The following is a 7,943-nucleotide window of genomic DNA, read 5'->3' as shown; positions in this document are numbered from 1 at the left end:
CCATTCCTTGTATCTTGAAAAAAGCATCTAATGTTTTAAGCTTGAGCATTAGGTGGAGAAGGGAAAAATTTTGTGTTCATTCCTAGATATAAAATCTGTATGAGAGTTAAGAGTTCCCTCCTCAAAAGTAGAGGCTGAACGGTATCGTAGAAAGACCTAAATGGTTCTAATTCTGTATTCACAAGGTTAGCCTTACTTTTCGTTTTAAATGGTAACGTATGGGGTTATATATGATCAACAACTTTCTGGGTATAGATATTTCAAAAGAACGCTTTGATGTTTTTCTTTCATTCATCAGTAAAAAAGGGAAACGTGAAACTAGGAAAAGGAGTTTTAAAAACGAGGATTCAGGATTTCAAGGTTTACTGGGCTTTTTGCAAAAACATAATGTAGAAGAAGTAAAAGCCTGTATGGAATCTACAGGTTGTTATGGTGAAGCTCTTGCTGAATTTCTACACAATGCTGGACATTTTGTTAGTGTTGTAAATCCTTATTGCATAAAATGCTATGCAAGGAGTAAGCTTGTACGACAAAAGAATGACCAGACTGATGCAGAGATTATTGCAGATTATTGCCAAAGACAGGAACCTTCCCGTTGGACACCACCTTCTTCTGAAAAGAAAAAATTAAAGCATCTTTATCGTTGTTTAGCTGCATTAAAAGATGAATTAGTATTAGTAAATAATCATTTAGAAAAGAAAGAGAGACTGCCTAAAGAAGTCGCAAACGCTTGGGAAAACCTTGCAATGAACATAGAACAAGAAATAAAAATAATAAGAAACTCCATACGTGAACTATTAAAACAACATAAAGAATTGTTGGAAGATTTTCAACTCTTATTGACTATTCCAGGCATAGGAGAGGAATCAGCAATAGCTATTTTAGCTGAAATTCCTGACATAAAAGCTTTTATAAATGCCAGGCAATTGGCAGCATACGCTGGAACTATACCACGAAATATAACATCAGGCTCATCTGTACATGCCAAGCCCAGATTAAGCAAAACCGGTTCACGAACATTATGTAAGGCAATTTACTTTCCTGCTATAGTAGCTAAGAATCACAATCCTATTATTATGACTTTTTGCGAAAGGTTAAAAGAGAAAGGCAAGCATAATATGGCCATTGTAGGAGCTGCAATGCGTAAGTTACTCCATATAGTTTTTGGTGTTTTAAGTTCAAGAAAGGCTTTTGATCCAGATCATATCAACAACTATAGGACTAGGAAGCTGACTGAAGGTTTAGTACTTTAAAATCAACATTTGATTTTATGATGCAATTTTTTGTTGACTCGCAAGACGGTATCTCTCATATATTTTTCATGGCTCTGACTTAATACTTGCATGTTTTTCACGTGCTATAGAAATAGCCTTTCTCAACTTCTTTTCAAGAATTTCTTTAGAAGGAAGCTGTCTGTGCAACATGAATATTAGAGCCTTCGAGTTCAAGATATTCTATATCCTCTTGATCCTTATCAGCACATAAAATAATCCCTAACGGTTTTTCTTCACCTGCTTTTCGTTCATTTTTATCTAACCAATTTAAATACCATTCCATCTGTCCTTTATAAGCTGGTTCAAAGCGACCTATTTTTAGTTCTATTGCTATAAGACGTTTTAATCCTCTGTGAAAAAATAGCAGGTCCAAATACCTGTCAGTTGTTTTAGTACTCATCCTTTTTTGACGTGTTACAAAACAAAAATCACTCCCAAACTCTTGTAAAAATTTTGTCAATTCATCCAAGATTGTATTTTCTAGATCAGTCTCACTATAACTTGATGGCAATTCCATGAAGCTAAGGAAGTATGGGTCATGAAAAATGAATTCTGTTGCTAACATATTTTCTTCACGTAAATTTTTTATACTCCTTCTTATAAACTCTTCAGGTTTTTTTGTTAGCGCTATACAACATAGTATCGATTTTACTACGTAGTGCTCTAACACTCCACCTTTCAATACGACACATTTCTATATAATAATTACGCTTCAGCTCATCAGAAATTGCAATAATTTCTACAAAATGTGACCAACTCAATTGTTGTGACAGTGTCGCGACAATTTCTTGATCAGGAAAGAACTTAGAAAATTGCACCATACGAAATAATGACGCTCTATCAAACCCACGCCCATATTTAATCTGAAGTTCTTTTGCAAGTTGGGAGATGATTTGCTTCCCATAATCTGCACGTTTGTGCTTTAGGATATCTTGATCAATTCTGGAGCCAATTTCCCAGTTTAGCAATACTAGAGTAGAGTTGAATTGAACAGAAAGAGTGATTCTTTGCTCTATCTATTAAATTACTAATGTCTCCTAATAGGCTAGTAGTTATATCCATATTCATAACTTTACTTTTGGTAAGTATAGCAGATGGTTTATTTTTATCCTGAAAAAACATTACTACTACCACTTATCGCTTTAAAACCACACGATACCAAGTCTCCTGTTCTCGTTACTCCCATACCGTTCACAAATACGCTGTTTGATCCTTGCGTTAGTTTCTCACCTAGAGTTAAGATATCTCCTTTTCGACACATAGATCTTCCTTTCTCAAAAACATCGCTACTTCCACTCATACAAACATGGGCTGGTATTCCACTGCAATAATCTCCTACACAAACGATTGCTTTACCCATATACTAGTTTAGATCTATTCTCCTGCCCTTAAGTTTTATTCCCTTTTTTGTCATTTTTATACTTGATTCCCCAACTTTCAACGTTATTTTATCTACTACTTCAATCTCAAGATGATGATTCTCCTTATCGTACGATAACTTTGTTCCATCTTTAAATACTACACTACTTACTTCTTTTTTGCTTTCCGGATGACGATACTTTTCCTGATATATTGCTGGTAATACTACCCCCAAAGATAATTCCCCAAATGGCGATAATACTATTACTTGCTCATCAATATTCGGCGCAAACCAACTTCTATCTTCTCCTGCTCTTGCCGTTACCCATGGAAGCCAATCGGTTATAAATTCTCCTACCTTTACCCGCACTCTTGCCTTTTCATAGTCTACTTCTTTAACTAGACCTATACGCATAATGTTCGCTAACTTCCTACTCAGCTCTGCAATCGCAAAATTATGGTCTAACATTTCACGTTTATGGTATGTGGCTTAATTTTTTCCTCTAACCAGAATGATTCTCCCAAATGCAGCTCGTGAACCCATTCAACCAACCATACTAAATACGCATCCAATTCCGGCCTAAAATCATCTCCTCCTGATATAAATTCTCCTGGTGAAACATTTTTCACGTTCCAAGTATTTTTATTTACTACTCTTGCTACTTCTGCTGCTAATGTTCTGATAATAATAGCTGCATTTTCTATTGTGCTATCAATCACAATTCTTGCCTCAAATCTTGCTTTCAGCGCCAGCTCCTCTGTTCCTGGATCTTTGCCTTGTTCTAGATTTGACAACTCTACAAATCAACTATGTTTTTTAAAATTTTTTGAATTTAGTCTCATTACAACTCTTGTTCATAATTTTGTATTTTTATTCAATTGAAAAATGTATGTATGGTCCCAGAGTGTAATGGTGAGGATTTTGTCCACTGGTAACATATAAATTCATAAGGAGTAAGGCCTTTGAGAGTTTTTAGTCTTTTAGCATAATTATAACAAAATCATAAAGGTGCTCTTTGAGTTGCTGATGAGATCGGTAGTAATACTTCTTAACAGTGGCATTTTTTAGTGTTTTGTTCATACGTTCAACTTGTCCATTTGTCCAAGGATGGCTAACTTTTGTTAGACGATGTTCAATATCATTTTCTTCACAAACTCTATCAAATATGTGCTTGAAAGCATACTTATGACGAGTCTGATTGGTAAATTGTATGCCGTTATCTGTCAGAACAGTATGGATTTTATACGGTAAAATTCTAATCAAATTATGTAAAAACTTAGCAGCTATGGGTTTTGTAGCACTGTTATGTAATTCAACATAGGTAAATTTGGATGTCCTATCAATAGCAACAAATAAATGTAATTTGCCCTCCTCAGTTGTAGCCAAAAAAGCCTATTTCCTGTATTTATCAGAAAAAAGGAATATAGCTACTTTTACCTATTTTACATAACAGTCGTGAGAAGAAGTTTTTTTTAGTACCCTTTGCTCCGTATACTACTATTTAGGTATTTATTGCAGTGATTTTCTTTCCTTCTTTAACTATTAAAAAGTTAGCTAGCATTCACTCAGCATTTATTATAGAATTAGTTATTAGCTGAATAGCCTTATATGCATAAAATATTAATTTTACTATTAATAATGTTGTCACTTAGGTTGCTTGCAACTGAGATTGAAATTGTTGCAGATGTAAATGGTGAAGCAATTTCAAATTTAGATATCGAAAAACGCATCAACTTTATAAATTCATTGTTTGGCACTCAGAGTGTTAATCAAAAAGAAGCAAAGCCTCAAATTCTGAGGCAGCTAATAGACGAAATCATCATTGTCAATGAAGCGCAGAGGCTGAATATAAAATTGAGCAACGAGGAGTTAGATAATGCTATCATGTTATTTTTAACCCAAAGTTTTAAACTTAAGGCTAATGAAGTTGATCAATACATAGAGAAGCATAATATAGATCTTAGTATTTTAAGAAAACAAATGAAATGTGAGTTACTACGGAGCAAAATTATTGAAGTAAGAATTGTGCCATTTATTAATATAAGCGATAAAGAAGTAGATGATGTAAAAAGGCAAACAGAAAAGCCGGATTATCTTATCACGTTCCAAGAGTTTATAATTCCTGATCAAAAAGGCAAGGACGTTTATGGTATAGCTGAAGATCTAGTAAAAAAATTACGTAATAGTAATAACCCAGAATCTTCAATAAAGATACGTAAAGCAACAGTTAATTTAAGTCAGCTCAAAGATAAACTTAAGAGCGTTTTAGAAAGACTAGAAACCGGCGATATAGCAGGTCCGGTTAGTTTCAGCGGAGGTTACTCCGTTATAAAAGTCATAGATAAAGTACAGCTTAGTTATACGCTGCTGGAAAGCACTTTAAAATTAAAACAGATTGTGGTTGAAGGTTCAGAAAGTTTATTGGATAATCTCAAGGAGCAAAAAGTTAATTGTTTAAATTTTGATAAATTGGCAGATAATTTTAAGCTGCCAAACGCAAAAGAGTTTGAAATAAAAATGCGAGATTTAAATCCTGATTTACAGATTTTATTTAGTAAAACAAGTGTGAATGAGATAGTAGAATTGAGAGAAAATGGCACTGCAAAGTTGATGATATTGTGTGATATCAAGAGTAATGTAGCGGATATAGAAGCAATTAAACGGCAGATGTACCAACAAAAAATTATGATACAAAGCAACTTGTTATTAGATGATATGCGTAAAAATTCAGCTGTCAGTTACCGGCATTAGTTGAAGTCAGAGAGTGTCCTTGTCTCTGTCTTTGTATGCGGAAATTACTTTGTTCTATAAAATTTCAAAAAATTTGAACAAATATAGTTAAAATAGCACATGAAGAATATAATGCTAATTGGTGGTGGAGTTGGAAATGCAGTATTATTTTCGATAGGGAAAGCGTGTCTTGAAAATAATAATAAGGTTTTGTATTTCGCTGGCTATAAGAAGTTAAGTGATGTATTTAAACGAGCACTGATAGAGCGTGCATCAAATGCGGTAGTTTGGGCATGTGAAGAAGGATTGATAGAAACAAGTAGAGATCAAGATAAATCCTTTCATGGTAATATAGTTGATGCAATAGTCTCTTATCAACAAGGAAGATTAGGTATTAATTTGAACGCCATAGATAAAATTATCACTATTGGTTCTGATAAAATGATGAAAGCTGTGAATGAAGCTAGAAAAACAATTTTAAAGCCATATCTGAAATCAGGCCACATAGCAATATCATCAGTTAATTCTCCTATGCAGTGTATGATGAAAGAAATCTGCGCTCAGTGTGTGCAGCAACATATAAATGCGAAAACAGGAGAAAGGAGTTTTGTTTATAGCTGCAGTAATCAAGACCAGGATATGGAATTTATTGACTTTGATTTTTTAAGTGAGCGCTTGAAGCAAAATAGTTTACAAGAAAAACTTACTGCGAAATGGATAGATCATGTTCAAAGATATTAAACAGCACAAAAAGGAAATAAGAGAGCAATATAGAACTATAAGAAAAGATATTGATGAAAGTTATTCCAGTTATGCGGCAAATTCCCTTATTAATCTCTTTAATCAGAACTTAAGTTACGTTAAAGGTAAAACAATTGCGGTTTATATTCCAATGGATGGAGAAATAGATGTTGTCCCTTTGATGTGTCGTTTGCTCTATTTAGGTTATAAAGTAGCAATTCCTGATAAAAATCAGTTGCTAAGATTTGAGGGATGGAACGAAACAAATGAAGATGTAATTCCCGACACAATCATTACTCCTGTTGTTGCTTTTGATGATCATTTTAATAGATTAGGTTTTGGCGGTGGTTGGTATGATACAATGATAAAAAAGTTACGGCCGCTTGGAAAAATATTTATAGGTGTAGCCTATGAGAAACAATATTGTAAAGATTTACCTGTAGAACAACATGATCAAAAATTGGATATTATAATCACTGAGATGTGTGTTAGATTTGAAAGTGGATTGCCCAAGAAAGCAGATAGAAAGGAGTAGCGTAACCCCACTTCTAAGGCTTACTATTACCCATAAATCTATAAATGGAGAAAAAGCTGCTATTTTACTAATTCAACTTTCTATTATAAATAGATCTATGATCTAAAAATGGAATATATGATGAAAAGAAATATAAGCACCTCAACTGGTAAATGGGCAGAAAGTGAATTTGGAATTGTTAATTTTGGTGATATGTACTAGACACAACTTAATCTGACAGGCATGAATTAACTGACAGAAGAATTGAAAACTAATATCAGTCTCTTGTTTAATGTTACTAATATTTTTCTGAAAAGCAATATGTTTGCTATCAAGAAAAGTCTGCATCGGTGTTTTGCCATAGCAATATTTACCTGAATGAGGTCTTGTCTCATTGTAAGAACGCAACCAATGATCAACATCTATCTGCAAATCTTCCAAAGAACTGTAGATTTTCTTTCTAAAGATAATATTGTAACACTCATCTTGCATAGTTCTATGAAACCTCTCACATATGCCATTAGTTTGTGGGGTTAGTTCTTGAATGATCAATGTTTTCAATTCCTAAATATAGCTGATAAGCGTGATTTTCTGGTTTGCCACAGTATTCCGTACCCCTATCAGTCAAAATGCGGGATAATGGTACTTTTGTCCATCAAAGAATGGTATGACTCTATCATTAAGAAGATCTGCAGCAGTAATTGCAGTTTTGTCTGTATAAAGCTTTGCCATAGCAACCCTTGAATAGGTATCAATAAAAGTTTGCTGGTCCTATACCCTTCTACATAATAAGTGTCTTGAGAACCTAAGTAACCAGTGTTTCAATTTCACCATCTTTGTTCTTTCACTTTCTCTAAAGCTGCAAGTTGCTCTTCAGTTAAAATTATGCCATCTTGTGCAACCTTCGCTTCAAGAGCTTTAAGTCTTTTTTTGAACGTTTCAATATCGTTTCTTAGCCATACAACCACCTTCGGAAATCCCTTTTTCTCAGCTCATTTGCAGCTCTTTATTGTCCATATGCTGGAAATTCTGTTGCGATCTGCTCTTTCTATGTCTTCGGAAACTCTGTTTGCCATAAGTGATTTTTTCTTACTTATCTCATGCAGTGCTTCTTCTCCTCCATTTTCATATAATTCCTTGAATCGATAAAACGTATCTCTTGAGTAGCCCATACGCTTGAGATACATTTCCTAATTGTTTTGCTAGCTCTAATAACCCTAACTTTGGTTTTAGTATTTTTGCTTGTATTGTACTCATATCTAACACTCCTTTCTTTTATTATTTTATAACTTACTTTTCTAAAGTGTCAGATCAAGTCTTGTTT

General features: G+C 33.8%; 12 protein-coding genes and 2 pseudogenes. 4 read left to right on the top strand and 10 right to left on the bottom strand.

The features are described from left to right. Window positions 1-230: 230 nt before the first annotated feature. A complete protein-coding gene (locus Wcon_RS07555; protein ID WP_114517756.1) occupies window positions 231-1,253 on the top strand; it encodes an IS110 family RNA-guided transposase in 1,023 nt (340 codons plus the stop codon). A 145-nt stretch (window positions 1,254-1,398) separates the two neighbouring features. Here the strand turns inward: Wcon_RS07555 and Wcon_RS07550 are convergent, their stop codons facing one another. The 6 genes and pseudogenes from Wcon_RS07550 to Wcon_RS07525 form a co-directional block, all read right to left on the bottom strand. Further along, window positions 1,399-1,839, bottom strand: coding sequence for a PDDEXK nuclease domain-containing protein (locus Wcon_RS07550; RefSeq protein WP_201796974.1), 441 nt, complete (start codon window positions 1,837-1,839; stop codon window positions 1,399-1,401). A gap of 43 nt (window positions 1,840-1,882) precedes the next feature. After that, window positions 1,883-2,242: a DUF1016 N-terminal domain-containing protein gene (locus Wcon_RS07545; protein ID WP_237350110.1), complete on the bottom strand. Its 360-nt coding sequence runs from the start codon at window positions 2,240-2,242 to the stop codon at window positions 1,883-1,885. A 137-nt stretch (window positions 2,243-2,379) separates the two neighbouring features. Further along, a complete protein-coding gene (locus Wcon_RS07540; RefSeq protein WP_114517755.1) occupies window positions 2,380-2,634 on the bottom strand; it encodes a PAAR domain-containing protein in 255 nt (84 codons plus the stop codon). A gap of 3 nt (window positions 2,635-2,637) precedes the next feature. Continuing rightward, window positions 2,638-3,102 (bottom strand): phage baseplate assembly protein V, encoded by a 465-nt coding sequence (locus tag Wcon_RS07535; protein WP_114517754.1) that lies wholly within the window; start codon window positions 3,100-3,102, stop codon window positions 2,638-2,640. After that, window positions 3,096-3,437 (bottom strand): annotated as a pseudogene (locus Wcon_RS07530) (hypothetical protein); the annotation flags it as partial. The gene Wcon_RS07535 and the pseudogene Wcon_RS07530, both read right to left, overlap by 7 nt. A gap of 67 nt (window positions 3,438-3,504) precedes the next feature. Further along, a pseudogene (locus Wcon_RS07525) lies at window positions 3,505-4,011 on the bottom strand (DDE-type integrase/transposase/recombinase); the annotation flags it as partial. 231 nt (window positions 4,012-4,242) lie between these two features. On the opposite strand from Wcon_RS07525, the gene Wcon_RS07520 reads away from it, so the two are divergent. From Wcon_RS07520 to Wcon_RS07510, 3 genes are all read left to right on the top strand, one after another. Then, the gene (locus Wcon_RS07520) at window positions 4,243-5,385 is read left to right on the top strand and encodes a SurA N-terminal domain-containing protein (protein ID WP_114517753.1); all 1,143 of its coding nucleotides are present in this window, start codon (window positions 4,243-4,245) and stop codon (window positions 5,383-5,385) included. A gap of 99 nt (window positions 5,386-5,484) precedes the next feature. After that, complete coding sequence (locus tag Wcon_RS07515) at window positions 5,485-6,105, top strand: ferredoxin reductase domain-containing protein (RefSeq protein ID WP_114517752.1); 621 nt, start codon at window positions 5,485-5,487, stop codon at window positions 6,103-6,105. Then, on the top strand, window positions 6,089-6,640 hold the full coding sequence (locus Wcon_RS07510; RefSeq protein ID WP_114517751.1) for a 5-formyltetrahydrofolate cyclo-ligase: 552 nt from the start codon (window positions 6,089-6,091) through the stop codon (window positions 6,638-6,640). The genes Wcon_RS07515 and Wcon_RS07510 overlap by 17 nt, the downstream gene beginning before the upstream one ends. 141 nt (window positions 6,641-6,781) lie before the next feature. Here the strand turns inward: Wcon_RS07510 and Wcon_RS13435 are convergent, their stop codons facing one another. The 4 genes from Wcon_RS13435 to Wcon_RS13420 form a co-directional block, all read right to left on the bottom strand. After that, window positions 6,782-7,180, bottom strand: a complete 399-nt coding sequence (locus tag Wcon_RS13435) for an integrase core domain-containing protein (RefSeq protein WP_458694581.1) — start codon at window positions 7,178-7,180, stop codon at window positions 6,782-6,784. A 266-nt stretch (window positions 7,181-7,446) separates the two neighbouring features. Beyond that, complete coding sequence (locus Wcon_RS13430; RefSeq protein ID WP_458694580.1) at window positions 7,447-7,587, bottom strand: hypothetical protein; 141 nt, start codon at window positions 7,585-7,587, stop codon at window positions 7,447-7,449. 24 nt (window positions 7,588-7,611) lie between these two features. Next, window positions 7,612-7,791, bottom strand: a complete 180-nt coding sequence (locus Wcon_RS13425) for a helix-turn-helix domain-containing protein (protein WP_458694579.1) — start codon at window positions 7,789-7,791, stop codon at window positions 7,612-7,614. Beyond that, window positions 7,745-7,876: a hypothetical protein gene (locus Wcon_RS13420; RefSeq protein ID WP_338062146.1), complete on the bottom strand. Its 132-nt coding sequence runs from the start codon at window positions 7,874-7,876 to the stop codon at window positions 7,745-7,747. The genes Wcon_RS13425 and Wcon_RS13420 overlap by 47 nt, the downstream gene beginning before the upstream one ends. Window positions 7,877-7,943: the final 67 nt, after the last annotated feature.

The sequence above is a fragment of the Wolbachia endosymbiont of Cylisticus convexus genome (assembly GCF_003344345.1).
This window is presented reverse-complemented; position numbering and strand designations above follow the sequence as displayed.

What these genes read in the sequence shown, in the direction of transcription:
- Wcon_RS07520 (WP_114517753.1), top strand. Translation starts at nt 4,243, where the DNA reads ATGCATAAAATATTAATTTTACTATTAATAATGTTGTCACTTAGGTTG.
- Wcon_RS07555 (WP_114517756.1), top strand. Translation starts at nt 231, where the DNA reads ATGATCAACAACTTTCTGGGTATAGATATTTCAAAAGAACGCTTTGAT.
- Wcon_RS07550 (WP_201796974.1), bottom strand. Translation starts at nt 1,839, where the DNA reads ATGTTAGCAACAGAATTCATTTTTCATGACCCATACTTCCTTAGCTTC.
- Wcon_RS13420 (WP_338062146.1), bottom strand. Translation starts at nt 7,876, where the DNA reads ATGAGTACAATACAAGCAAAAATACTAAAACCAAAGTTAGGGTTATTA.
- Wcon_RS07510 (WP_114517751.1), top strand. Translation starts at nt 6,089, where the DNA reads ATGTTCAAAGATATTAAACAGCACAAAAAGGAAATAAGAGAGCAATAT.
- Wcon_RS07535 (WP_114517754.1), bottom strand. Translation starts at nt 3,102, where the DNA reads ATGTTAGACCATAATTTTGCGATTGCAGAGCTGAGTAGGAAGTTAGCG.
- Wcon_RS07540 (WP_114517755.1), bottom strand. Translation starts at nt 2,634, where the DNA reads ATGGGTAAAGCAATCGTTTGTGTAGGAGATTATTGCAGTGGAATACCA.
- Wcon_RS13425 (WP_458694579.1), bottom strand. Translation starts at nt 7,791, where the DNA reads ATGGGCTACTCAAGAGATACGTTTTATCGATTCAAGGAATTATATGAA.
- Wcon_RS07515 (WP_114517752.1), top strand. Translation starts at nt 5,485, where the DNA reads ATGAAGAATATAATGCTAATTGGTGGTGGAGTTGGAAATGCAGTATTA.